At 39.7% G+C, this 21,895-nt stretch carries 26 protein-coding genes and 1 tRNA gene; 7 read left to right on the forward strand and 20 right to left on the reverse strand.

What is annotated here, in order from left to right; all coding sequences use genetic code 11:
* Positions 1 to 10: 10 nt before the first annotated feature.
* The gene (locus HMPREF2957_RS03405; RefSeq protein WP_070677531.1) at positions 11 to 1,330 is read right to left on the reverse strand and encodes a CapA family protein; all 1,320 of its coding nucleotides are present in this window, start codon (positions 1,328 to 1,330) and stop codon (positions 11 to 13) included.
* 147 nt (positions 1,331 to 1,477) lie between these two features.
* On the opposite strand from HMPREF2957_RS03405, the gene def reads away from it, so the two are divergent.
* A complete protein-coding gene (gene def / locus HMPREF2957_RS03410) occupies positions 1,478 to 2,089 on the forward strand; it encodes a peptide deformylase (protein WP_070677533.1) in 612 nt (203 codons plus the stop codon).
* 44 nt (positions 2,090 to 2,133) lie between these two features.
* Positions 2,134 to 2,862 (forward strand): 23S rRNA (guanosine(2251)-2'-O)-methyltransferase RlmB, encoded by a 729-nt coding sequence (gene rlmB, locus HMPREF2957_RS03415; protein WP_070677535.1) that lies wholly within the window; start codon positions 2,134 to 2,136, stop codon positions 2,860 to 2,862.
* 32 nt (positions 2,863 to 2,894) lie between these two features.
* Here the strand turns inward: rlmB and trxB are convergent, their stop codons facing one another.
* The 7 genes from trxB to HMPREF2957_RS03450 form a co-directional block, all read right to left on the reverse strand.
* Positions 2,895 to 3,806, reverse strand: a complete 912-nt coding sequence (gene trxB / locus HMPREF2957_RS03420; protein ID WP_049494833.1) for a thioredoxin-disulfide reductase — start codon at positions 3,804 to 3,806, stop codon at positions 2,895 to 2,897.
* Positions 3,807 to 3,871: 65 nt separating this feature from the next.
* Positions 3,872 to 4,096: a DUF4059 family protein gene (locus tag HMPREF2957_RS03425; protein ID WP_004253933.1), complete on the reverse strand. Its 225-nt coding sequence runs from the start codon at positions 4,094 to 4,096 to the stop codon at positions 3,872 to 3,874.
* 79 nt (positions 4,097 to 4,175) lie between these two features.
* Positions 4,176 to 4,919 carry an amino acid ABC transporter ATP-binding protein gene (locus HMPREF2957_RS03430; RefSeq protein ID WP_004253930.1) on the reverse strand — a complete coding sequence of 248 codons (744 nt, stop codon included), beginning with the start codon at positions 4,917 to 4,919 and terminating at the stop codon, positions 4,176 to 4,178.
* Complete coding sequence (locus tag HMPREF2957_RS03435) at positions 4,919 to 5,719, reverse strand: amino acid ABC transporter permease (protein ID WP_049494837.1); 801 nt, start codon at positions 5,717 to 5,719, stop codon at positions 4,919 to 4,921. The genes HMPREF2957_RS03430 and HMPREF2957_RS03435 overlap by 1 nt, the downstream gene beginning before the upstream one ends.
* A gap of 156 nt (positions 5,720 to 5,875) precedes the next feature.
* Positions 5,876 to 6,232: a Spx/MgsR family RNA polymerase-binding regulatory protein gene (locus HMPREF2957_RS03440; protein WP_004253927.1), complete on the reverse strand. Its 357-nt coding sequence runs from the start codon at positions 6,230 to 6,232 to the stop codon at positions 5,876 to 5,878.
* Between the two features lie 11 nt (positions 6,233 to 6,243).
* A complete protein-coding gene (locus HMPREF2957_RS03445) occupies positions 6,244 to 6,756 on the reverse strand; it encodes a methylated-DNA--[protein]-cysteine S-methyltransferase (RefSeq protein WP_398577645.1) in 513 nt (170 codons plus the stop codon).
* The gene (locus HMPREF2957_RS03450; protein ID WP_070677537.1) at positions 6,749 to 7,249 is read right to left on the reverse strand and encodes a GNAT family N-acetyltransferase; all 501 of its coding nucleotides are present in this window, start codon (positions 7,247 to 7,249) and stop codon (positions 6,749 to 6,751) included. Before HMPREF2957_RS03450 ends, HMPREF2957_RS03445 begins: the two co-directional genes overlap by 8 nt.
* Positions 7,250 to 7,383: 134 nt before the next feature.
* Between HMPREF2957_RS03450 and HMPREF2957_RS03455 the strand changes: the two genes are divergently transcribed.
* Together HMPREF2957_RS03455 and HMPREF2957_RS03460 are read left to right on the forward strand one after the other, a co-directional pair.
* Positions 7,384 to 7,839, forward strand: coding sequence for a DUF1836 domain-containing protein (locus HMPREF2957_RS03455; protein ID WP_070677539.1), 456 nt, complete (start codon positions 7,384 to 7,386; stop codon positions 7,837 to 7,839).
* Complete coding sequence (locus tag HMPREF2957_RS03460) at positions 7,829 to 8,476, forward strand: PAQR family membrane homeostasis protein TrhA (RefSeq protein ID WP_070677541.1); 648 nt, start codon at positions 7,829 to 7,831, stop codon at positions 8,474 to 8,476. The genes HMPREF2957_RS03455 and HMPREF2957_RS03460 overlap by 11 nt, the downstream gene beginning before the upstream one ends.
* A gap of 32 nt (positions 8,477 to 8,508) precedes the next feature.
* Here HMPREF2957_RS03460 and pdxT read toward each other — a convergent pair whose 3' ends face one another.
* The 6 genes from pdxT to HMPREF2957_RS03490 all read right to left on the reverse strand — a co-directional run bounded on the left by pdxT (position 8,509) and on the right by HMPREF2957_RS03490 (position 12,372).
* Entirely contained in the window at positions 8,509 to 9,081 is a 573-nt protein-coding gene (gene pdxT, locus HMPREF2957_RS03465; protein ID WP_070677543.1) for a pyridoxal 5'-phosphate synthase glutaminase subunit PdxT, read from the reverse strand.
* On the reverse strand, positions 9,082 to 9,957 hold the full coding sequence (gene pdxS / locus HMPREF2957_RS03470) for a pyridoxal 5'-phosphate synthase lyase subunit PdxS (protein ID WP_004253907.1): 876 nt from the start codon (positions 9,955 to 9,957) through the stop codon (positions 9,082 to 9,084).
* A 139-nt stretch (positions 9,958 to 10,096) separates the two neighbouring features.
* Complete coding sequence (locus HMPREF2957_RS03475; RefSeq protein ID WP_070677545.1) at positions 10,097 to 10,729, reverse strand: Pr6Pr family membrane protein; 633 nt, start codon at positions 10,727 to 10,729, stop codon at positions 10,097 to 10,099.
* Positions 10,730 to 10,731: 2 nt separating this feature from the next.
* Entirely contained in the window at positions 10,732 to 11,070 is a 339-nt protein-coding gene (locus HMPREF2957_RS03480) for a zinc ribbon domain-containing protein YjdM (RefSeq protein ID WP_004253903.1), read from the reverse strand.
* A gap of 139 nt (positions 11,071 to 11,209) precedes the next feature.
* A complete protein-coding gene (gene cmk / locus HMPREF2957_RS03485) occupies positions 11,210 to 11,881 on the reverse strand; it encodes a (d)CMP kinase (protein ID WP_004253901.1) in 672 nt (223 codons plus the stop codon).
* 8 nt (positions 11,882 to 11,889) lie between these two features.
* Positions 11,890 to 12,372 carry an SAG1386/EF1546 family surface-associated protein gene (locus HMPREF2957_RS03490; RefSeq protein ID WP_004253899.1) on the reverse strand — a complete coding sequence of 161 codons (483 nt, stop codon included), beginning with the start codon at positions 12,370 to 12,372 and terminating at the stop codon, positions 11,890 to 11,892.
* Between the two features lie 45 nt (positions 12,373 to 12,417).
* On the opposite strand from HMPREF2957_RS03490, the gene HMPREF2957_RS08880 reads away from it, so the two are divergent.
* Positions 12,418 to 12,621 (forward strand): ferredoxin, encoded by a 204-nt coding sequence (locus HMPREF2957_RS08880; RefSeq protein ID WP_074324237.1) that lies wholly within the window; start codon positions 12,418 to 12,420, stop codon positions 12,619 to 12,621.
* A 250-nt stretch (positions 12,622 to 12,871) separates the two neighbouring features.
* Here the strand turns inward: HMPREF2957_RS08880 and galE are convergent, their stop codons facing one another.
* The 5 genes from galE to HMPREF2957_RS03515 all read right to left on the reverse strand — a co-directional run bounded on the left by galE (position 12,872) and on the right by HMPREF2957_RS03515 (position 19,008).
* Positions 12,872 to 13,891 (reverse strand): UDP-glucose 4-epimerase GalE, encoded by a 1,020-nt coding sequence (gene galE, locus HMPREF2957_RS03495; RefSeq protein WP_070677546.1) that lies wholly within the window; start codon positions 13,889 to 13,891, stop codon positions 12,872 to 12,874.
* A gap of 106 nt (positions 13,892 to 13,997) precedes the next feature.
* Entirely contained in the window at positions 13,998 to 15,092 is a 1,095-nt protein-coding gene (locus HMPREF2957_RS03500) for an NAD(P)/FAD-dependent oxidoreductase (RefSeq protein ID WP_061863260.1), read from the reverse strand.
* A 16-nt stretch (positions 15,093 to 15,108) separates the two neighbouring features.
* Positions 15,109 to 15,906 carry a Nif3-like dinuclear metal center hexameric protein gene (locus HMPREF2957_RS03505; protein ID WP_070677548.1) on the reverse strand — a complete coding sequence of 266 codons (798 nt, stop codon included), beginning with the start codon at positions 15,904 to 15,906 and terminating at the stop codon, positions 15,109 to 15,111.
* Complete coding sequence (locus HMPREF2957_RS03510) at positions 15,893 to 16,570, reverse strand: tRNA (adenine(22)-N(1))-methyltransferase (protein ID WP_070677551.1); 678 nt, start codon at positions 16,568 to 16,570, stop codon at positions 15,893 to 15,895. The genes HMPREF2957_RS03505 and HMPREF2957_RS03510 overlap by 14 nt, the downstream gene beginning before the upstream one ends.
* Positions 16,571 to 16,671: 101 nt before the next feature.
* A complete protein-coding gene (locus tag HMPREF2957_RS03515; protein ID WP_070677768.1) occupies positions 16,672 to 19,008 on the reverse strand; it encodes a cation-translocating P-type ATPase in 2,337 nt (778 codons plus the stop codon).
* A gap of 131 nt (positions 19,009 to 19,139) precedes the next feature.
* Here HMPREF2957_RS03515 and HMPREF2957_RS03520 point away from each other — a divergent pair, with 131 nt between their 5' ends.
* Positions 19,140 to 19,889 (forward strand): lysophospholipid acyltransferase family protein, encoded by a 750-nt coding sequence (locus HMPREF2957_RS03520; protein ID WP_006152498.1) that lies wholly within the window; start codon positions 19,140 to 19,142, stop codon positions 19,887 to 19,889.
* 107 nt (positions 19,890 to 19,996) lie between these two features.
* Positions 19,997 to 20,069: transfer RNA gene (locus tag HMPREF2957_RS03525), tRNA-Thr, on the forward strand.
* 292 nt (positions 20,070 to 20,361) lie between these two features.
* On the opposite strand, the gene pyk is transcribed toward HMPREF2957_RS03525, so the two are convergent.
* Positions 20,362 to 21,867 (reverse strand): pyruvate kinase, encoded by a 1,506-nt coding sequence (gene pyk / locus HMPREF2957_RS03530; RefSeq protein ID WP_070677553.1) that lies wholly within the window; start codon positions 21,865 to 21,867, stop codon positions 20,362 to 20,364.
* Positions 21,868 to 21,895: the final 28 nt, after the last annotated feature.

Genomic DNA, 21,895 nt, shown 5'->3' on the forward strand with positions numbered 1-21,895 from the left:
ATTCGAATCACTACCACTTCAAACCTACATGTTCATTCATTTCTTTATAGGCTGTATCAATCCGTTCCTTGGTAGCCTCGTCTAACTGACTACGGTATTTCCCACCCTCAATAAAGTCTTCCAGGATATAAGTTTGGTAAAGATAGAGTGGGTATCCTTCTGGAGAATAGCCTCCCTTTGGAGTCCTACTCACCCAGCTTGGATGGGCTTGGGCAGTTTCGATAGTCGTTTTACCAGATTTCTTCTTAATGGTCACATCCATGAGAACTCCACGTTCCGTCCACTTGGCATTTTCAACATCCTGCATGGTTTCAATCCGTTGATTTGAGATGAAATTCCCCATAGAGTAAATGATAAGCTTTTTATCACCTTCTTTTTCAACCGTTTCAGCTGGTTCAACAACGTGAGGATGACCACCAAAGATAATATCAGCACCCCAATCAATCATTTTATGGTAAAGTTTCTTTTGCTCCTCAGTCGGCTCAATTTGATACTCAACTCCCATCTGAGGCATGATAATTGTAATATCTGCCTCTTTCTCTGCTCGCTCAATTTCAGCCTTCATTTTATCTTCATCTAAGTCTGAAAGATAGCGATTATAATCCTCTTGAGAAATGCTTTGTTCAATGCCATTAAAACCATAGGAATAGGCTAAAATAGCAACTTTAATTCCGTTGACTTCCTTGATAACTAAAGGCGCCTTATCTCTAGCTTCATGAGTATAAACACCGACTGGTGTCATTCCTGCCTTTTCAATAGCATCCGCAGTTGATACCACTCCCTCAATCTGAGAATCCAAGATATGATTGTGAGCCAAGTCTAGCACTTGATAGCCTGCATCTTTTATAGCATCCATAACTTCACCAGGTGCATTAAACAAAGGATAACCTGCAAGATAGTGATCTTTATTTACGGTTCCTTCAAAATCACCAAGAACTAAGTCAGCTTGCTTCAGCCAAGGTTTTACGTATTCAAAGTTTTCATGAAAATCGTAGCTACCGTCTGATTTTTTAGCTGAAATGTAGATGATGTCATGGTAAAGCAAATCACCATTTGCCATGATGCGAGCACTTGTTTCCTGTTCCGTTACAGTAGTTTTCTCCTTAGAATCAGCACTCTGACTCACTGTAGTTACACTACTATTCACTAATGGAATCCCCTTTATCCCTTCAGATAATAAGGTCAATGCCATAGAAATAGCAACTACGATTAACAAAACCACAATAAAGGTTTTATTACTCCATTGGCGATAGTTTCTAAAAAAACGAATAAATTTTCTGACAAGTCCTAAGACAGGATCTTTTTGATTTCTACTACTACGTTTTTCCATATCTTTTCTCCTTGCTTTTTGATGCAAGTCTCCTTACTTTATTATACCACAGACAAATTGGTATTTCCTTTTATTAGCAACTTCTGTGACTTTCTTTCTCAACTATTTTGTGTTATCATGGAATTGTAATGGAAGGAAGGAGAGAAGATGTCTGCTATAGAACGTATTACAAAAGCTTCACATTTAATCGATATGAAAGATATTATCCGCGAGGGCAATCCAACCCTACGTGCAGTTGCCGAGGAAGTCACTTTCCCATTGAGTGATCAAGATATCATTCTCGGAGAGAAAATGATGCAATTTTTAAAACATTCGCAAGACCCAGTTATGGCTGAAAAGTTAGGTCTACGTGGAGGAGTCGGACTTGCTGCACCACAATTAGATATCTCAAAACGCATCATTGCTGTTTTAGTTCCTAATATCACTGAGGAAGGTGAAACACCTCAAGAAGCCTATGACTTACAAGCTGTTATGTACAATCCTAAGATTGTCTCACACTCAGTCCAAGACGCTGCTCTAGGAGAGGGAGAAGGTTGCCTATCAGTCGATCGTGCTGTCCCAGGTTATGTTATCCGTCACGCTCGAGTGACTGTTGACTACTTTGACAAGGATGGTGAAAAACATCGCATCAAGCTAAAAGGCTACAACTCCATCGTTGTACAACATGAAATCGACCACTTAAATGGTGTTATGTTTTATGATCGTATCAATGAAAAGGATCCTTTCGCAGTCAAAGAAGGTTTACTCATTCTGGAATAAAGAAAATCCCGTTCAACAACGGGGTTTTATGTTATAATAGAGCCATGAAAACAAATGATATTGTCTATGGCGTTCACGCCGTTACCGAAGCACTGTTAGCAAATACTGGAAACAAACTCTATCTCCAGGATGATTTACGAGGTAAGAATGTAGAAAAAGTCAAGGAACTGGCGACTGAAAAGAAAGTATCCATCTCTTGGACTTCAAAAAAATCTCTTTCCGAAATGACTGAAGGAGCTGTTCACCAAGGTTTTGTCCTACGTGTTTCTGAATTTGCCTACACAGAACTTGAGCAGATTCTTGCCAAAACCCGTCAAGAAGAAAACCCACTAGTATTGATTCTAGACGGACTAACTGACCCTCATAACTTAGGTTCTATCCTAAGAACAGCTGATGCAACCAATGTTTCAGGCGTCATTATTCCCAAACATCGAGCTGTTGGTGTGACACCCGTAGTTGCAAAAACAGCAACGGGCGCCATCGAGCATGTGCCTATCGCTCGTGTTACCAATCTCAGCCAAACCTTGGACAAGCTAAAAGAAGAAGGCTTTTGGACCTTTGGAACTGATATGAATGGAACTCCTTGCCATAAATGGAACACCAGTGGAAAGGTCGCCCTCATTATCGGAAATGAAGGAAAAGGTATCTCAAGTAACATCAAAAAGCAAGTGGACGAGATGATCACTATTCCAATGAATGGACATGTACAGAGTCTCAATGCAAGCGTTGCTGCTGCTATTCTTATGTACGAAGTCTTCCGCAATCGATTATAAAAAAGTTTCCAATCAAATGATTGGAAACTTTTTTAACTGTGTTCAGTAATATATTTATAGGCTTCTTGACCTGCAATAGCACCATCTCCAACTGCTGTTGTAACTTGGCGAAGGTCTTTCTGACGAACATCTCCAACTGCAAAGACACCTGCAACACTTGTCTTCATGTGGTCATCTGTCACAATCCAACCTGACTCATCTTGGATTTGTAAATCTTTTGTAAAATCGCTAACTGGATCTAAACCAACATAGATGAAGACACCTCCAAAGGCATGTTCAGTCACTTGATTTGTTTTAACATTTTCAATGACAACTGACTCCACACGGTTTTCACCCTTGATTTCTTTGACAACAGAATCCCAAATGAAGTTGATTTTATCATTGGCAAAGGCGCGGTCTTGCAATACTCTTTGAGCACGAAGTTCATCACGACGGTGAACGATGGTTACAGATTTGGCGAACTGTGTTAAGAAGATTGCTTCTTCAACAGCCGAATCTCCTCCACCTACAACCAACAAATCTTGGTCACGGAAAAAGGCTCCATCACAAACCGCACAGTAGGAAACTCCACGACTATTCAGTTCTTCTTCTCCTGGAACTCCTAAGAGGCGATGTTTTGAACCAGTCGCTACGATAACTGTGCGCGTTTCAAATTCTTCATCGTCTGTGATTACTTTCTTAACATCATCATGGTTCTCAATATCTTTTACAAAGCCATAGAGATGTTCGACACCTAGATTTTCAAGAGGTTCAAACATCTTTTCTGCTAACTCAGGTCCACTAATGTTAGCATAACCTGGATAGTTTTCAATGTCAGAAGTATTGTTCATCTGACCTCCAGGAAGACCACCTTCAATCAAAGCTACTTTGAGATTGCTGCGAGCTGCATACAAGGCTGCAGTCATCCCAGCAGGACCTGCACCGATAATAATCGTATCGTACATTCTATTTCCTTCTTTCTTGTTGTAACTATTCTTATTCTAACGGATAAAATCCTATTTGACAACTATTAAGCCTTGAGAACCAACAAGATGCTCATGGTTGCAAAAGACAATACTGGAATTGTTAGAACTCCAATCATAATCATATCATAGAGGTGAGCCTGACGCTCCTTAGCAGTTTTATCGACACCTGACAGGGCTCTAAAACCAATCCAAATCCCTAAGACAACCAAGACTAGTAAAATCGTCAAAACCAAACTCTCTAAATACAAAGCAAATAGCTGAACTAGCATGCTCTCTCTCATTTCTATTATTTTTAAAGAGCAAACCCAGTTAGCTTAGCCAACTGAGTTTTTCTTATCTTCTATTATATCAGATATAGGTCCGTTTGTAACTAGCAAAGAACTCTTTTGTTCGTTCTTCTTTAGGATGGTTGATAATCTCATCCGGTGTTCCAGATTCAATAATCTTTCCTTTATCCAAGAATAAAACCTTATCAGCTACTTGAGCAACAAATGACATATCGTGACTAACCAAAACCATAGTTTGACCTGATTTTGCAGCATTAGCAATCGATCTTTCTACCTCACCAACCAATTCTGGGTCCAGTGCTGAAGTCGGTTCATCCAAGAGTAAGACGTCTGGTTTCATGGCTAGAGCACGAGCTATAGCGACCCGTTGTTTTTGTCCTCCAGACAAGTGACGCGGATAATGCTGTTCACGATCAGAAAGCCCAACCTTAGCTAGTTCTTCCTTAGCAATTTCAGTCGCTTCTTCGTCCGATAATTTTTTAACTACCACCAAGCCTTCTTTAACATTGTCTAGCGCTGTTCTACGCTCAAATAAATTAAACTGTTGGAAAACCATCGATAATTTACGACGAAGAGTTAGAATTTCTTCTTGCGTAATTTGAGAAAAATCAACTTTGAAATCATCAATCTGAATACTTCCACTATCAGGAGTTTCTAGATAGTTTAGGCTACGAAGAAAAGTTGATTTCCCAGCTCCTGAAGAACCAATTAAGGCAACAACTTCTCCTTTTTGAATATCTAAATTCAGATGATCCAAAACAGTTTGACCTGAAAAGGATTTGCTTAAATTTGAAATTTTAATCATTAGCGAAGCTCTCCTTTCACATCTGTCTCAACATTATCTGGTGCTGTAATAGCCATTTTTCTTTCAATGAAACGGCCAAGATTTTCAATAACGATATTTACCACCCAGTAGACGAGAGCTACTGAGATGAAACGTTCAAAGTAACGATAGTCTGCACCACCCAAAATCTGAGCTTGGGCAAAGACTTCTACAACACCTGCACTGAAAGCTAGGGAAGTCCCCTTGGTCAAGCCAATCAAGGAGTTAATCAAGGTTGGTGTTGCAACTACTGCTGCATTGGGAATAATCACACGACGATAAACTTGCGCACGTGTCATACCAAGACTACGAGCAGCTTCAATCTCACCTGGATTTACAGAAAGAATTGCCGCACGAAGAGTTTCGCTGGCATAGGCTGCCTCGTTAAAAGCAAAAGCCACAATCGCAAATGTTGCTGCTGGAATAGCATTAATGTTCAGAGAAGTTCCCCATTGTTGATTCAAGGCTTTCAAAGCTAATGGAATCCCGTAATAAGTCAACATCAGTTGAACTAAAATTGGGGTTCCTTTTAGGAAACTAACAAAAAAAGCTTGTAATGGGTAAATAAATCTAACTCGGTTGATTTTCACGATAGCAAAGACTAGGGCTAGCATGATACCAAAAAAGGCACCAAATACCGTTAACATCAATGTTGTAGGTAATTGCTGTACAATTCTTGGAATCCCATCAAAGACAGAACGCCAACTAAAAAGTTTGCCATCTGGAATATATTGCATCAAATTTTGATACCAATCAGATGCTAAAATCGTTGTAACATTCATAGAAACATCCTCTCAAGATAATGATTCATTCTATCATACTTATGCTCTAATTAAAAATATTTGCTACGAGCATATCAGATTTCATCTACCCTCTAGTTTATCATACTTTAAAAGTGGGAGGTTATATATTTTATCTATCAAGGAGATAGAAAAAAACTAATTCAAATCCAAGTTATTGTATGTTTTACGATAGCCAATTTGTTTTACAAGACCATTTTCAACAAGTATTGGACGTTTTAACAGCATACCATCACTGGCCAAGAGTTTGGCTGCTTCTTTGTTAGACAATGTTCCAACCTTATCTTTCAATCCGAGTTCACGATATTTGATTCCACTAGTATTAAAAAATTGCTTCAATTCAAATCCCGAAGTTTCGAGCCAGTTTAAAATGACCTTTTCACTCGGAGTCTCTTCAACGATATGAACATCCTGATATTCTAGTCCGAGTTGATCTAATTCTTTCTTAGCTTTTTTACAAGTTGTACATTTTGGATATTCGATAAATTCTAACATTTTTTCTCTTTCTATTTTTTATTTTCTTGATAACTTGCACCTTCATGCCTCAAGAGCCAAGCCTTCTTTTCGAGTCCCCAAGCATAGCCTGTCAGACGTCCTCCAGCACCTAGCACACGGTGACAAGGTACAAGGATAGACCAGGGATTGCGACCTACTGCTCCTCCGACTGCTTGGGCAGAAGCTACTTGCAGGTCCTTAGCTATTTGTCCATAAGTAACTGTCTGACCAAAAGGAATTCCTCGCAAGTAGTTCCAGACTCTTTTTTCAAAGTCACTACCGACAGGAGCTAAAGGTAATCCAGATAAGTCTTGATCTTGCCCCTTAAAATAAGTCTCTAAATAGGAAGTAATTTGATTTAAAATGGGATGACTTTCAACAACAGTCACATCATTTTCAGATAACCCCTTCTCAAAATCGCTCTCTTCTTCAATCCATATCCCAAACAAATAGTGGTCATCTGCTACCAGAGATAGGGGGCCAATCGGTGACTTGTATAGCATCTTTACATACTTCTTAGACATTTGATTTTAATTTTTGATAGGCCAAGCGTTCCCCGTCTACTGGAACTTTACCAACCTGTTTGAAGCCAAGTTTTTCAAAGATATGCTGCATGGCTATGTTTTTAGCGTGTGTATCTGAACGAAAATCTAGGTAATCGAAGCCTTCAATCAAGCCTTCTAAAAAGGTCTGAGCAACACCTTGACCTTGCGCATCTCTAGCAACGGCAATACGGTGAAATACTAAGTATTCTGCTTCATTCCCCTCCCAGTTGCCATCATAGATTGCTTCATAAGCTTTTTCTGGGCTCTTAGTCACTGCTGCATAGACTAAGAGGTCGCCTTCGTCTAAGGCTACATAAGCTTGACCAGAGATGATATCTTCAATAATGGTATCTGCATCTGGGTAGCCGTTTTGCCACTGAGTGCTACCAGCTTCTGCCAAATATTTCTTGGCTCCCTCAATCACTTGCATAATTGCATCAACTTCGTTTGGAAAGGCTAAGCGAATCTCCATCATTTATCCTCTTTTCATACTATTTTCTCTCATCATAGCATAAATTATTTCTTTCTACAAGCACTTGAAACTTGACTTATTATTTCTAATATTTTATAATCTAGTTATTAAAACTAGATAAAAAGGAGTTGGAAATGAATACTACTTTTTCCTATCCAAAATGGGAAGAAATTCCAAGTATCAATCTCTATCTGGACCAGGTTCTGCTCTATGTCAATCAAATCTGTCCTCCAGCTTCTCCTGACAAGGAGAAAGGTTTGACAGCATCCATGGTGAACAACTATGTCAAACACGGTTATATCAGTAAACCTGAAAAGAAAAAATACCAACGCAAACAAATCGCACGATTGATTGCTATTACCACTCTCAAGTCCGTTTTTTCTATCCAAGAAATTGCTCAAACCCTTAATACCCTTCACACAGACACTAATTCAGAAGAACTTTACAATGCTTTTGTGGACTATATGAATGAAGATATTGATCCAGCTAATCCCATTATCCAGGCAAGCTGCCAAACGGTCAAACTCTATCATCAAACACTTACACTAGTCTATACAGAAACTCAAGAGGAGGAAACAAATGAATACTAGTTTCAAACTTAGTAAACGACTTAGTTTTGGAGAAGAAATTGCCAACAGTGTCACCCATGCTGTAGGAGCATTTATCATGCTCATCCTACTACCCATTTCATCTACTTACAGTTATGAGGCTCATGGTTTCTTATCGTCTATCGGAGTTTCCATCTTCGTCATCAGCCTCTTTCTCATGTTCTTATCATCAACTATTTATCATTCTATGGCTTATGGTTCAACTCATAAATATGTGTTACGAATTATTGACCATTCTATGATTTACGTTGCGATTGCAGGTTCTTATACACCAGTGGTTTTAACCCTGATGAATAATTGGTTTGGTTATCTGATTATCGCCATTCAGTGGGGGACAACTATTTTCGGTATTCTTTATAAAATCTTTGCCAAGAAGGTTAATGAAAAATTCAGTCTCATCCTTTACCTCATCATGGGATGGCTTGTATTGGCTATCTTACCAGCAATCATCAGTCAGACAAGTTCAATGTTTTGGAGTCTTATGGTATCAGGTGGCCTTTGCTATACAGTTGGCGCTGGATTCTACGCTAAAAAGAAACCATACTTCCATATGATTTGGCATCTCTTCATTCTAGCAGCCTCTGCTCTCCAATACATTGCTATTGTTTATTACATGTAAAAAAGAAGTTGGAAAAATCCCAACTTCTTTTTTTATTTACACATATTTATAAAGTACTGATGCAGGCGAAGATCATTTGTCAATTCAGGATGAAAGGCGGTTACCAGCATATTTTTTTCTTGTGCCGCAACGATTTGATCGTTCACAATTGCTAAAACATCAACATCCTCACCAACACTACTGATAATCGGGCCACGGATAAAAGTCATTGGAATTTTTCCAACGCCCTTGCAGTCAGCTTCTGTATAAAAGCTTCCTAGCTGACGTCCATAGGCATTGCGCTCTACTACTATGTCCATGGTTGCTAGATGGCTTTCCTCTTTAGAAGTGATTTGTTTTGCTAGCAAAATTAAACCCGCACAAGTTCCAAAGACTGGTAAACCATTGAGAATAGCCTCTCTTAGAGGAATTAGCATCTGCTGATCTCGCAACAGTTTCCCCATGGCCGTTGACTCACCGCCTGGCAAAATCAATCCTGATAGCTCACTTCTATGTTGCTGAAAATCTTCTAGGTTTCGCAGTTCAATACTTTCAACTCCTAGTTGAGCAAGCATTTTCTCGTGTTCTACAAAGGCACCTTGCAAGGCCAAGATTCCGATTTTCATCTATTTTCCTCGCTCCGCCATGAGAATTTGGATTTCATTCTCATTGATACCAACCATGGCTTCTCCCAAGTCTTCCGAAATTTGAGCCAGAATTTGAGGATTCTGATAATTGGTAACAGCTTTGACAATTGCTGCCGCACGTTTAACAGGATCACCTGATTTGAAAATCCCTGAGCCAACAAACACACCTTCTGCACCTAGCTGCATCATAAGAGCAGCGTCCGCTGGTGTTGCAACCCCTCCAGCTGCAAAGTTGACAACTGGTAATTTCCCATTTTCGTGGACATATTGAACTAATTCTACAGGTACTTGGAGTTCTTTTGCAGCAACATATAACTCGTCCTCACGGAGGTTTTGAATGCGGCGAATTTCTTGATTCATCATACGCATATGACGAACCGCCTGAACGATGTCTCCTGTTCCTGGTTCCCCTTTTGTACGGATCATAGAAGCTCCTTCAGCGATACGGCGCAAGGCTTCTCCTAGGTCTTTAGCACCACAAACAAAAGGAACTTGAAATTCTTTCTTGTCCACATGGAAACGATCGTCAGCTGGAGATAGAACTTCGCTCTCATCGATATAGTCAATCTCGATAGCTTCTAAAATCTGTGCTTCAACAAAATGCCCAATTCGAACCTTAGCCATAACTGGAATGCTGACTGCTTCTTGGATTTCCTTAATCATCTTTGGATCACTCATGCGAGAGACACCACCTGCTGCACGAATATCAGCTGGGATTCGTTCCAAAGCCATAACTGCTGCCGCACCTGCAGCCTCAGCAATTCTTGCTTGTTCAGGGTTTTGGACATCCATGATGACGCCACCTTTAAGCATCTGTGCCAAATTCTTATTTAATTCATAACGATTTTCAGTCATTTTTTTCATCCTCAATAGTTGTATTGGTAGCTACAGTTTTATTGTAAGGTATAAAAGACTGCATAACAAGATAAAATAAATCGATTTGTCCGGGTACAATTATCTCTATCACAAAAAAAGCACCCACATTGGGTACTTTTTATTTCTTAGTTTTTTTAATACTTTTTATAAGATAAAAGAGATATCCTGAAACCATGTAGGCAACAAAGATAGTTGCTGCCCATTTAAAGACAAAGCCCCAACCATGTTTGGTAGCATTCAAAAAGAAATAAGGGAAGGGACTATCCTTAGCATTAGGGACATCCATCTTTAAAACAAAACCGTTTAAAAGGGCAAAAATCATATAAAGCAAAGGAAGGCTAGTCCAAAGCATGGGATCAACTAACTTATATTGACGACTCTTATCAAAAATAATTGTATCTGCTAAAAACCAGAGAGGGACAATATAATGGCAAAGGAAATTTTCCAAACGGTAAAAATCTGTCGTCAAGGGAGCTAGCATGAAATGATAGATGACACAAGTAATCATAATACTCATAGTGACGCCACCTTTGAGACGTAGAATACCAGGATTCTGCCAACTATCACCGCCACTACGCATCTTTAACAAAAGATAACCTGTAAAAAGTACAACCAAAAGGTTAGAAAGTACTGTGTAGTAAAGCAACATCCCTAAACCACCGCGTTTGGTGATCTCCAAGTATACACCGGTAAAGGCTGCTATAAATAAAAAGATACGACTATAAAATATTACTTTTTCATTTTTAATCATGATTAAATCTTCTTCACAAATTCTGATTTAAGCTTCATAGCACCAAAACCATCAATCTTACAGTCAATGTTGTGGTCACCTTCAACAATACGGATGTTTTTCACACGAGTTCCTTGTTTGAGGTCTTTAGGAGCACCTTTAACCTTCAAATCTTTAATCAAGGTTACTGTATCTCCATCAGCTAGTTTGTTTCCATTTGCATCAATAGCAACAATGCCTTCTTCAACTTCTGCTTGTTCAGCAGGATTCCACTCATAAGCACATTCTGGACAAACAAGAAGTGCGCCATCTTCATATACATATTCTGAATTACATTTTGGGCAATTTGGTAATTGACTCATGTTATCTCCTTAAAAAATTTATGATTATTTGAATGTCAAATTTTCTTCAACAGCAACTATTATACCTTAAAACAGACTATTTGACAAATCATGATAAAAAAACGACAAACCGAAATTCAGTTCATCGTTTTTATAGTTCTTATAGATGTTTTTGAGCTTCTGATTTAATTTTTTCAACAACTTCTAAAATAGAGAGGCCAGTCGTATCCAAATAGATTGCATCCTCAGCTTGCTTGAGAGGTGAAGTTTCACGATGACTATCTTTATAATCACGCGCAGCAATCTCTTCTTTCAAAGTTTCCAAATCTGTTTCGATTCCCTTTGAAAGATTTTCCTTGTAGCGACGTTCCGCACGCTCATCTACAGATGCTACTAGAAAAATCTTCAATTCAGCCTGAGGCAAGACTACTGTTCCAATATCGCGGCCATCCATAACGATACCACCTTGTCGGGCAATTTCTTGCTGAAGGGCTACCAATTTTTCACGAACAGCTGGAATAGCAGCAAAGGCAGAAACAGCATTGGTTACTTCATTTTCTCGGATTGGATTTGTTACATCGACATCTCCAACAAAAACAAGCTGTTCTCCTGTTTCAGCGCGACCAAAGCTAATCGGATATTGTTCCAGTAATTCAAGAAGTCGTGAAGACTCCTCTGGACTTATTTGGTTGTTCAAAGCGATGTAAGTGGCAGCACGATACATAGCACCCGTATCCAGATAAGTATAGCCAAAGTCTTTAGCGATAATCTTAGCTACTGTACTCTTACCACTGGAAGCTGGCCCATCAATAGCAATCTGAATTGTTTTCATTGTCACTCCTATCTTGTCTTAAGGACATCACCAGGATTTGCAAACCAAGTTCCAGTAGACATATGACCAGGGTTTAAAGCTTCAAGTTGAGCAATGGAGATTCCAGCTCGAGCAGCAATGGCTGCTTCACCCTCTCCTGGCAAGACTGTAATTGTTCCTTCAGAATCAGTATGCGCCTCTGTATGTTCTTGTTGAGTTGTCTCTGCTTCTGTTGACTGAGTAGTTGTAGCAACTGTTGTAACTTCTTCTACTTTTGGAGCTGAAGAATCATAAAAATCTTTCAGAGCTGAAGTACGGTTGCTTCCACCTGATGACAAGTAGACCAATACAACTACCATACCAACAACAATGACAAAGAAAAGAACAGCCAAAACAGTTAAAATATGATTCGCAATGACACCTGAATCATTTTTGTTTCGTTGACGGCGTTCTGTTCTTGATTCCTCTTCTTGGTTTTCATAAATATCTTCTTGCCACGGTTCCTTTTCCATACCTTACTCCTTGAGTTTTTTTTAGTTTCTTATTACAATATAAATATGAAGATTAGACTTATACCTGAACGTTGCATCGCTTGTGGGCTCTGCCAAACTTATTCAGAATTATTTGATTACCATGATAATGGTATTGTCCGTTTTTTCGATGATCCTAAGCAATCAGAAAGAGAAATTTCTTGTAGCGACGATGTTTTAGAAGCCGTTAAAAATTGCCCTACTCGTGCTCTGATTATAGATGAATCTTAAAATTTGGTGGAACATTGATCTCTAATTTCCACTTCTTCTAGTTTAGCATATTTTTCTAGAAAATTATAGTCTTTTGCTAGCTATTTTTATACAATTTCACTTTTATTTTTTCTGATATTTTAATAATAAATAAAGTGTTCTTTTAAGACGTTTTCTATCACATAATCACTAAGCAAATTTTTTATTTCAACCACATATAAAGTTATAAGAAAAGAGGAATTACTTCCTCTTTTTTTGTTTAATCAAACGATTAGTCTTCAAATCCATTTGGATGCTTGCTCTGCCAACGCCATGCATCTTCACACATTTCTGTAATACCAAGTCCAGCTTCCCAACCTAGCTCTTCCTTAGCTTTTGCTGGGTCTGAGTAGCAGGCTGCAATATCACCAGGGCGACGTTCAACAATACGGTAAGGAATTGGGCGTCCAACAGCTTTTTCCATATTTTGGATAATTTCAAGCACTGAGTAACCTTTTCCAGTACCAAGGTTATACACATTGAGTCCAGAGCCTTTTTGAAGCTTCTTAAGGGCGGCAACGTGTCCTTTTGCTAGGTCAACGACGTGGATATAGTCACGAACACCTGTTCCATCTTCAGTATCGTAGTCATTTCCGAAGACTTGAACTTGTTCTAACTTACCAACTGCAACTTGTGTTACATACGGTAGAAGGTTATTTGGAATGCCGTTTGGATTTTCTCCTAGGTCACCACTCTCATGTGCCCCAATTGGGTTGAAATAACGAAGTAAGACAACGTTCCACTCTGAATCTGCTTTATGGATATCTGTCAAGATTTCTTCCAGCATAAGCTTGGTACGGCCATAAGGGTTGGTAGCTGAAAGTGGGAAATCTTCTAGGATTGGAACAGAATGTGGATCTCCATAAACAGTTGCTGATGAACTGAAGATGATATTCTTACAGTTTGCCTCTTCCATAACTTTCAAGAGACTGACAGTTCCAGCTATATTGTTATCATAGTAGGCAAGCGGGATACGTGTAGACTCACCTACAGCTTTCAAACCAGCAAAATGAATCACACCTGTTGGCTCTTCATGTTTGAAGATATCACGAAGTGTATCTGTGTCACGAATATCTGCCTCGTAGAAAGGAATTTCTACCCCAGTGATTCTTTCGACTACTTCAAGACTTTTACGACTACTGTTTACCAAATTATCCACGACAACTACTTGGTGTCCAGCTTGGACCAATTCAATGACAGTGTGAGTTCCGATAAAACCTGCTCCACCTGTTACCAAAATCTTTTCTTGCATCATTTTTCCTCTATTCTTGAAACATTTTTTTCATTTTACCATTTTTGATAGGGAAAGTCATTTGCTATCCTAATCCTATCGTAAAAACTAGGTAAAAAGTTTACGATTATTTCTCTTTAATATATCTTTCAGTCGGATAATCCGCTGGATCCAAGACTCCACTTTCCCCTTGAAGCATTTGGGCTAGGTGATAGCCTATAATGGGTCCAGTTGTCAATCCTGACGATCCTAATCCACTCGCAACAAATACTCCTGACAAGTTTGGCACTTGTCCGAAAAACGGCGAAAAATCACTCGTATAAGCACGAATCCCCACACGTTCACCACTTATCATTGCATCTTTTAAGCTAGGATAAAACGAACTTGCTGCTTCAGCCATTTGTTGGAGCAAATTCTCATCAACTGTTAGGTCAAATCCCATGTCATTTTCATGGGTAGCTCCTAGAGATAATTTACCGCCGGGAAATGGTATCAAATCCCACTCACCTTCCGGCATAACTACAGGGTAAGCTCCCATGTCTTGTGGCACTTGGTAATCTCGGAGTTGCCCCTTTTGTGGGCGAACATCCACCTCATAACCTAAGGGCTCTAAGATGTGGCCAAGCCAAGCTCCTGTGGATAAGATGACTTGGTCAAACATTTGATTGTCTATCTGATAGCCCGATGATAGGGGGGTTAGACTAACCTCTTTATTTATGACCTTCACTTGACTGGTTCCCAGTAAGCGACTCACTAGGAGTTGCCCATCTACTCGAGCTCCACCAGAAGCATAGAGTAAACGTTCAAATCCCTCTAGACCGGGAAATAAGTTACTAGCAGTCGCTTGGTCCAAAATGGCTAATTCTCCAATCAAGGGAGATTCATCTCTACGTTGCAAAGCCAGTTGATAGAGCTCCTCTAGCTTAGAGTCATCGTTTTTAAGAAGAAAGATACCAGAACCTTGGTAAAAATCAACTTTTTGACCCGATTTTTCTAGGTCAGCTAATAAATCGACATAGAAATCAGCTCCTAGGCGCGCCATCTTATACCAAGCCTTATTGCGTCGTTTAGAAAACCAGGGACTAATAATTCCTGCCGCAGCCTTGGTTGCTTGGCCGTGTCCAAAATCAAAAACAGTTACTTCGATATCAGCTTCCTTAGAAAGATAGTAGGCAGCTGTGGCCCCTACAATTCCTGCACCTACAATGGCAACTTTTTTCATTGTCTTTACCCTCTAATTAGATATGATGGAATGGATTGGTGGACGCTTGACTTGCGATAACCTCTAGAGACCAAGCATTCTCTTCCTTCCATTCATTAAGGAACGATGCAATTTTTTCAACAAAGAGAACTTCAATATAGTGGCCTGGATCCAGAGCCAACAAGCCGTCTGACAACATATCTTGGGCAGTGTGGTAATAGATGTCACCAGTAATGTAAACATGAGCTCCTTTTGCTAAAGCATCAGAGTAGAAAGACTGCCCACTGCCACCACAAATAGCTACTCTTGAGATTGTTTTTTGCAAATCAGTATCTTTATAGTACACCATACGAAGACTATCTAGACCAAATACTTCCTTAACATGACTAGCAAATTCTTCAAACATTTGAGGTTTAATATTGCCAATACGCCCGATGCCACGTTCAGGACCTGTCTCCTGTAGATAAGTTGTATCCTTAATATCCAATAGTTGGCAGAACCAGTCATTAAGGCCGTTTTCAACAATATCAATATTGGTATGGCTGACGTAAACTGCAATGTCGTGCTTGATGAGGTCGATATAAATCTGATTTTGAGGGCGACTAGCAACCAAGTCCTTTATCGGACGGAAGATAGGCGCGTGCTTAACGATAATCAAATCTACACCCTTTTCAATAGCTTCTGCCACTGTATCTTCACGTATATCAAGAGCAACCATGACTTTTTGGATGTCCTTGTCTAAAGTTCCAATCTGCAGTCCACGATTATCGCCTTCCATAGAAAATTCTTGGGGGCAATAGGTTTCATAACGCTTAATCACTTTACTTGCTTTCATGGAGCACCTCCTTGATGGCTTGAATTTTATCTACTAAAACTTGACGTTCTTCATGATTTTTTTCTGGAATTTGACTAAGGGCAAATTCGAGCTTACTTGCTTCTCTTTGCCACTTTTGGACAAATACGGGGCTAAGTTCTTTAGATAGAAAAGTACCAAAACGGATATCGCTAGCTGATAAATTCATTTTCCCAGCTTCCACTACTAGAATCTCGTAAAATTTTCCAGCTTCCTCTAAAATACTTTCAGCTACAATCTGAAATCCATGCTCTTGTAACCAAGTACGCAACTCATCTTCACGATTATTGGGTTGAAGAATCAATCGCTCAACATTGGCTAGTTTGTCCAAACCCTCTTCTAATATCGTAGCAATCAAACGACCACCCATTCCTGCAATAGTGATAACAGAGACCTGGTCACTTTCTTCGAAAGCTGCTAAACCATTGGCTAAACGAACCTGGATTTTATCAGCTAAGCCATGACTTTCAACATTTTTAACTGCAGATTGATAGGGTCCCTCTACAACTTCACCCGCGATGGCAGCTTCAATATGACCTTTTTCAACTAATTCAATAGGTAAATAAGCATGGTCGCTACCGACATCCAGTAAAACAGCTCCTTTGGGAACAAAAGAAGCTACTGTTTCTAATCTCTTTGAAATCATCTTCTCTCACTTTCAAAAACTCTATTTCCCTTTATTATACCATATTTTATCTGGCAATCCTGCACCTAAAAAAGACCGCAATCATGGATTGCAGTCTTTCTTTATCTTTTAACTTGATAACGACTTGTAAGTATGAAAATCACAATAAAGACGAGCATCATAATGCCATAGACAGGCAATGTTTGACCTGTAAGTGTTGAAATTTCAAGCAATTTTTGGATTCTTGGGAATAGAGCTGTTCCAAGGAAACCTCCAACTGACCAAATAATCAATAGCACACGCCACAGACTAAATGGCAAGCAAGCTCTAACTACAGACATGAAACCAATCGATGCCAATAGATAATACAGAAGTGTCGAAATTTCAATGGCTGTCCAGCCTTGACTGGTTCCAAAAATTTTAACAAAGAGAACACTAAAGACTACCATCAAGGCACTTGGTAAAGCTCGAAGCATAGATTTTCTGAGGAAGTTTTGTTCCACAGGTTTGATATTTCGTTCAAAAGTTAATACAAACGGTGGGAATCCTTCCACAAACTGGTCAATCATAGTTATCTGAATCGGAATGAATGGGAAAATCAAAATCCATTCAGTACGACCCAACAAAGCACTGGCAATACAGATAACTGCTAGCAAGAAGGAATAGATTGTCTTAATCAAGAAAATCGGCGCAATGTGGGCAATATTATTGACCACACGACGTCCTTCGAAGAGAATCTCAGGAACATCATTGAAATCTGAATTCAAGAGAACCAGATTTGCAATCTGACGAGTTGCTGGGTCTCCTTCAGCCATAACAATGGAACAGTCTGCCTCACGGAGAGCTAGGATATCATTGACACCATCCCCTGTCATAGCAGTCGTATGACCTGCTTTTTTCAGAGTTTGGATGATTAGTTTCTTTTGATGAGGCGAGACACGTCCGAAAATGGCTGTCTCCTCAGCCATGGCAACCAACTCTTCATCAGTAATTTTCGAGCAATCTACGTAGCTATGGTAATCTGCAAAACCAGCTTTTTGAGCAATACTTGAAACAGTGACTGGATTATCACCAGAGATAATTTTCAGCCCCACTTCCTGAGAACGAAGATAGTCTAGAGTTTCAGCTGCCCCTTCTCGGATTGGATCTAGAATCTCAAGCAAAGCCAAGGCTTGAATATCAGATGGTTTTTGTGGCTTATGATGGCCAAGTTTTTCTTGACTGAGCGCTAACACCAAGACACGAGATCCTCGTTCAAGAGCTTCTCTAGCTTCAGGAACTTCAGTATCCAACAACATCTCCGGTGCGCCTAGGAAAACAGTTCCTAGACCTTCCAACTCCATTGCTCCCCATTTTCGATCACTTGAAAATGGAAGGCTAGAAATCATCGGATAAGCTACCTCTCCCGCAAAACGCTTTCGAATAGCTTGGGCAGTTGGATTTTTATCCTCACTGTGTGCCATATAGCTGGTTAGTATTTTAGCAATGGTATCTTTGTTATAAGCTGGAGTAAGAGGAAGGACCGTCTCAACCTGCATCTTCCCTTGGGTGATTGTCCCTGTCTTATCCAAGCAGAGCATATCTACGCGCGCCAAGGTTTCAACAGAGTACATCTCCTGCACTAAAACCTTTTTCAACCCAAGCTTGATAACAGCAGTTAAGAGAGAAGTGATGGTCAAAAGGGCGATTCCCTTAGGCAACATTCCTAAAAGAGCTGTAGATGAATTGACTACAGAAGACTTGAGTGGCAGACCTTTTAAGGCCAAGGCTTCAAGCAAGAGAGCAATACCAAAAGGAATGATGATTTTCCCAGTAAAGCCAGCTAACCGGTCTAGCGATTTCATGATACGAGAGTTAATTGGCTTCACTGTCTTAGCTTCAAGCATGAGTTTAGCAGCATAATTATCTGCCCCTACATGATGAACCTGAGCAAGGACAGACCCACTCGCAAGAAAGCTACCCGACAACATTAAGTCTTCTACTTCTTTTTGCACCAAGTCGCTCTCACCCGTTAACATAGCTTCATTGACTTCTGCAAAACCTTCTAATACAATGGCATCACTTGGAATCTGATCCCCTGCTGACAAGCGAATCACATCGTCCAAAACAAGCTCCTCAGGATCCAGAGCGATCTCTTGTCCATCACGAATAGTGATAATCTTTTCTTTATTCAAGAGATTGAGCTTATCAACCATATGTTTGGCACGTAGCTCGGTTACAATCCCAGAAAATGCATTAAAACAGATAACCGCAAAGAAAACTAGGTTGCTCCAAGCTTGAACAAAGGCGAGCGCTAAGGCAATAGCAAAGTTTAAAGCATTGAATAAAGTAAAGACATTTCTCTTCACAATCTGCCATGTACTCGTACTAGCTGAAGCTTGGAAATCATTGACCTGTCCCTGTTTCTGACGATCTTTAACTTCTGATTGGCTTAAGCCCATAATTTTATTTTTATCCATAAATTCTATCATATCATTTTTTTTTGAATATTTCTAATTTCATATAAAAAGCTGTTCCGCCTAAACAAAAAACATTTGCCTGTCCTAGTATGATAAGGTATAATAAAAGAAAGAGAACTGAAGGAGACATCATGTTTTATACTTATCTGCGTGGGCTGGTTATGTTGATTCTATGGTCAATCAATGGAAATGCTCACTTTCACAATACTGAAAAAATTCCAAGTTTAGATGAAAACTATATCCTTGTTGCGCCACACCGTACCTGGTGGGATCCAGTATATATGGCTTTTGCAACAAAACCAAAGCAATTTGTCTTTATGGCAAAAAAAGAACTCTTTTCAAATCGCATCTTTGGTTGGTGGATTCGCATGTGTGGTGCTTTCCCTATCGACCGTGATAACCCAGGTTCTTCTGCTATCAAATATCCAATTAATGTTCTAAAAAAGAGCAATCGCTCACTGATTATGTTTCCAAGTGGTAGTCGTCATTCTAACGATGTTAAGGGTGGTGTTGCCCTCATCGCGAAGATGGCTAAGGTTCGCATCATGCCAGTTACTTATACTGGCCCTATGACTCTAAAAGGACTTGTCAGCCGTGAACGTATTGATATGAACTTCGGAAATCCGATTGATATCTCAGATATTAAAAAGATGAATGATGAGGGAATTGAGATGGTTGCAGACCGTATCCAATCTGAATTTCAACGCCTGGATGAGGAAACAAAACAGTGGCACAACAATAAAAAGCCAAATCCACTGTGGTGGCTCATCCGTATCCCTGCCTTGATTCTAGCAATTATAATCGGAATTCTGACAATCCTCTTTACCTTTGTTGCAAGTTTTGTTTGGAACCCAGATAAAAAGAGAGAGCAATTACAATAGTCTAATCTTCACAAGCCCAAGCAATAAACTTGGGCTTTTTTCAATGAATTAAGATACTATTTAGTATATTGACAAAAGCTTAAATCTATAGTATACTTTCAAAGTAAGCTGATTTAGCTCAGTAGGCAGAGCGCATCCATGGTAAGGATGAGGTCGCCGGTTCGATCCCGGCAATTAGCATCATTCAGCAGTTCCTATCTGAGGAGCTGTTTTTTTCTTGACAAAGTATTGACCCTATAGTACAATATAGTCTGCGATGAGTCGATATGTAGCGAGAGCTACAATTGCGCAAAGGAGGTCATAACGCAGGAGCGGACCTTGAGAAATTGTGTGAACCAGTTTCTTACATGGAGATGCCTCTCATGCTCTCTGGTTTTCCAGAGAGTTTTTTTAATTCCTTTATATTCTACAACAAAAAAAGACCTATCACATAAGCTCGAAAGCTTGATGAGATAGGTTTTTGTTTTTTTGATTAACGTACAGTACGGATACGCATTGTGTTTGTACGAACAGCTTCTCCAAGTGGCACACCAGCTACGATAATGATATCGTCACCAGATTGAACCAAACCTTGCTCAACAGCAATTTTTTCAGCAAGTTCAAACATATCGTCAGTATTTGAAGGACGTTCAGTTGTTACTGGAATAACACCCCAGTTCAACATCAATCCACGTTCAGTCAATTCATCGAAAGTAATTGCCAAAATGTCAGCATTTGGACGGTATTTAGAGATCAAACGTGCTGTGTGACCAGTCTTAGTCAATGTAACAACCAATTTGATATCCATTGAGTTTGCTGCATCTTTAACTGCTGATGCCATAACTTCTGTCTTAGAATTACGTTCAAATGTATCTGAGTTCAAACGTCCGTATTCGTTAAGAAGAGTTTGAGCGTTCTTGTCGATTGTAGCCATTGTACGAACAGACTCAAGTGGGTATTTACCGTTTGCAGACTCACCTGAAAGCATTGTAGCGTCAGTTCCGTCGATAACAGCGTTAAATACGTCTGATACCTCTGAACGAGTCGCACGTGGTTTTTCAGTCATTGTTTCAAGCATGTTTGTTGCAGTGATAACAACTTTACCAGCAGCGTTTACTTTAGTGATGATCATTTTTTGGTAAACTGGAACCATTTCGAATGGTACTTCGATACCCATGTCACCACGAGCAATCATGATACCGTCAGCAGCTTCAATGATTTCGTCCAAGTTATCGATACCTTGTTGGTTTTCAATCTTAGCGAACAATTGAACGTGACCGTTACCAGTTTCTTCACAGATAGCACGAACTTCGTTTACGTCTTTTGCAGTACGAACGAATGAGATTGCGATGAAGTTGATACCTTGTTCAAGACCGAAGCGGATATCAGCGTTATCACGTTCAGCAAGAGCTGGGAAAGGAATTTTAGTGTTAGGGATGTTTACACCTTTTTGTTTAGCAATAACACCGTCATTTTCAACTTCAACGATGAATTCACGACTTGCGTCGTCTTTTTCTAAAACGCGAAGACCAAGTTTACCATCGTCAACCAATACTTGGCGACCAACTTCAACGTCATCATAGATATCAAGAGCACCAGCAACGTTCAATGCAATCACTTCACGAGTTGATTTGATTCCTTGTTTAGTTGCAACACGGATTTTTTCACCAGTTTTGTATGAGTACTCTTTAGCTTCACCTTCGAACAATTCAGTACGGATTTCTGGACCTTTAGTGTCAAGAAGGAAACCAACTTTTTTACCTGCAAGTTTTTCTGCAAGTTTAACAGTTGCCATACGGTCACCTTGTTCTTGGTGGTCACCGTGTGAGAAGTTGAAACGGAAAGTGTTAGCTCCTGCTTCAATCAATTGAGCAATGTTTTTAGCTGAAGCTTCAACATCAAGTTTTTCACCCCAGTATCCATCATCACCGAATTTTTTACCACCACGGATTTCTACCGCAGGACCCAAAGTTGCAACGATTTTTACACGTTTGTTCATGATTTTTGTGACTCCTTTATATAATTCG

Source organism: Streptococcus sp. HMSC062D07, assembly GCF_001814215.1.
Taxonomy (GTDB): domain Bacteria; phylum Bacillota; class Bacilli; order Lactobacillales; family Streptococcaceae; genus Streptococcus; species Streptococcus infantis_I.

Bases quoted from the DNA above. Each gene is read 5' to 3' on its own strand.
- HMPREF2957_RS03405 (WP_070677531.1), bottom strand. From the start codon at position 1,330: ATGGAAAAACGTAGTAGTAGAAATCAAAAAGATCCTGTCTTAGGACTT.
- def (WP_070677533.1), top strand. From the start codon at position 1,478: ATGTCTGCTATAGAACGTATTACAAAAGCTTCACATTTAATCGATATG.
- rlmB (WP_070677535.1), top strand. From the start codon at position 2,134: ATGAAAACAAATGATATTGTCTATGGCGTTCACGCCGTTACCGAAGCA.
- trxB (WP_049494833.1), bottom strand. From the start codon at position 3,806: ATGTACGATACGATTATTATCGGTGCAGGTCCTGCTGGGATGACTGCA.
- HMPREF2957_RS03425 (WP_004253933.1), bottom strand. From the start codon at position 4,096: ATGCTAGTTCAGCTATTTGCTTTGTATTTAGAGAGTTTGGTTTTGACG.
- HMPREF2957_RS03430 (WP_004253930.1), bottom strand. From the start codon at position 4,919: ATGATTAAAATTTCAAATTTAAGCAAATCCTTTTCAGGTCAAACTGTT.
- HMPREF2957_RS03435 (WP_049494837.1), bottom strand. From the start codon at position 5,719: ATGAATGTTACAACGATTTTAGCATCTGATTGGTATCAAAATTTGATG.
- HMPREF2957_RS03440 (WP_004253927.1), bottom strand. From the start codon at position 6,232: ATGTTAGAATTTATCGAATATCCAAAATGTACAACTTGTAAAAAAGCT.
- HMPREF2957_RS03445 (WP_398577645.1), bottom strand. From the start codon at position 6,756: ATGTCTAAGAAGTATGTAAAGATGCTATACAAGTCACCGATTGGCCCC.
- HMPREF2957_RS03450 (WP_070677537.1), bottom strand. From the start codon at position 7,249: ATGGAGATTCGCTTAGCCTTTCCAAACGAAGTTGATGCAATTATGCAA.
- HMPREF2957_RS03455 (WP_070677539.1), top strand. From the start codon at position 7,384: ATGAATACTACTTTTTCCTATCCAAAATGGGAAGAAATTCCAAGTATC.
- HMPREF2957_RS03460 (WP_070677541.1), top strand. From the start codon at position 7,829: ATGAATACTAGTTTCAAACTTAGTAAACGACTTAGTTTTGGAGAAGAA.
- pdxT (WP_070677543.1), bottom strand. From the start codon at position 9,081: ATGAAAATCGGAATCTTGGCCTTGCAAGGTGCCTTTGTAGAACACGAG.
- pdxS (WP_004253907.1), bottom strand. From the start codon at position 9,957: ATGACTGAAAATCGTTATGAATTAAATAAGAATTTGGCACAGATGCTT.
- HMPREF2957_RS03475 (WP_070677545.1), bottom strand. From the start codon at position 10,729: ATGATTAAAAATGAAAAAGTAATATTTTATAGTCGTATCTTTTTATTT.
- HMPREF2957_RS03480 (WP_004253903.1), bottom strand. From the start codon at position 11,070: ATGAGTCAATTACCAAATTGCCCAAAATGTAATTCAGAATATGTATAT.
- cmk (WP_004253901.1), bottom strand. From the start codon at position 11,881: ATGAAAACAATTCAGATTGCTATTGATGGGCCAGCTTCCAGTGGTAAG.
- HMPREF2957_RS03490 (WP_004253899.1), bottom strand. From the start codon at position 12,372: ATGGAAAAGGAACCGTGGCAAGAAGATATTTATGAAAACCAAGAAGAG.
- HMPREF2957_RS08880 (WP_074324237.1), top strand. From the start codon at position 12,418: ATGAAGATTAGACTTATACCTGAACGTTGCATCGCTTGTGGGCTCTGC.
- galE (WP_070677546.1), bottom strand. From the start codon at position 13,891: ATGCAAGAAAAGATTTTGGTAACAGGTGGAGCAGGTTTTATCGGAACT.
- HMPREF2957_RS03500 (WP_061863260.1), bottom strand. From the start codon at position 15,092: ATGAAAAAAGTTGCCATTGTAGGTGCAGGAATTGTAGGGGCCACAGCT.
- HMPREF2957_RS03505 (WP_070677548.1), bottom strand. From the start codon at position 15,906: ATGAAAGCAAGTAAAGTGATTAAGCGTTATGAAACCTATTGCCCCCAA.
- HMPREF2957_RS03510 (WP_070677551.1), bottom strand. From the start codon at position 16,570: ATGATTTCAAAGAGATTAGAAACAGTAGCTTCTTTTGTTCCCAAAGGA.
- HMPREF2957_RS03515 (WP_070677768.1), bottom strand. From the start codon at position 19,008: ATGGATAAAAATAAAATTATGGGCTTAAGCCAATCAGAAGTTAAAGAT.
- HMPREF2957_RS03520 (WP_006152498.1), top strand. From the start codon at position 19,140: ATGTTTTATACTTATCTGCGTGGGCTGGTTATGTTGATTCTATGGTCA.
- pyk (WP_070677553.1), bottom strand. From the start codon at position 21,867: ATGAACAAACGTGTAAAAATCGTTGCAACTTTGGGTCCTGCGGTAGAA.